Annotated in this window: 1 protein-coding gene; it reads left to right on the top strand. The window is 71.8% G+C overall.

Annotated elements, in window-relative coordinates:
• Positions 1-177 precede the first annotated feature (177 nt).
• Positions 178-639 (top strand): response regulator (locus IEY81_RS23925; RefSeq protein ID WP_229788132.1); only part of this gene is annotated, 462 nt, incomplete at its 3' end.

Raw genomic sequence — 639 nt, 5'->3', positions numbered from 1 at the left:
GACCGGTGCTGCCGGAGCCCCCGGCGCCGGCGGGTGCGGCAGCGGTTCCCGCCGACGACCCGGTCGGGAGCGGGCAGCCGTGAACATCGGGGCGCGGGTTCGTCGAGGGACTTTGGTCCTCAGGCTCCGGGCACGACGTGCATTGGCGGGAGTCCTTCGCGGTCGTAGATTGAGCAGGTGAGCCGATCAGCAGAGCCCGAGAGCGCCGCGAAGCCCATCCGGGTCTTCCTGCTCGATGACCACGAGGTCATCCGTCGCGGGATCAAGGACCTCCTGGAGGACGAGGACGACATCGTCGTGGTGGGCGAGTCCGGCCTGGCCGACGAGGCCCGGCGGCGGATCCCCGCCCTGCGGCCCGACGTCGCGATCCTCGACGGCCGGCTGCCGGACGGGTCCGGCATCGACGTGTGCCGCGACATCCGGTCGGTCGACCCGAGCATCGCCGCGCTGATCCTGACCTCGTTCGACGACGACGACGCCCTCTTCTCCGCGATCATGGCGGGGGCGTCCGGCTATGTCCTGAAGCAGGTACGCAGCGCCGACCTCGTCGCCGGCGTGCGGCAGGTCGCCGCCGGCCACTCCATGCTCGATCCCGCGGTCACCGCGCAGGTCCTCGAGCGGATCCGCAGCGGACCGAAG

Origin of the sequence: Nocardioides luteus, from assembly GCF_014648595.1 — a bacterium.
Classification (GTDB): Bacteria; Actinomycetota; Actinomycetes; order Propionibacteriales; family Nocardioidaceae; genus Nocardioides; species Nocardioides luteus.
Note: the sequence above shows the minus strand (reverse complement) of the source record. Positions and strands in the feature narration are given on the sequence as shown.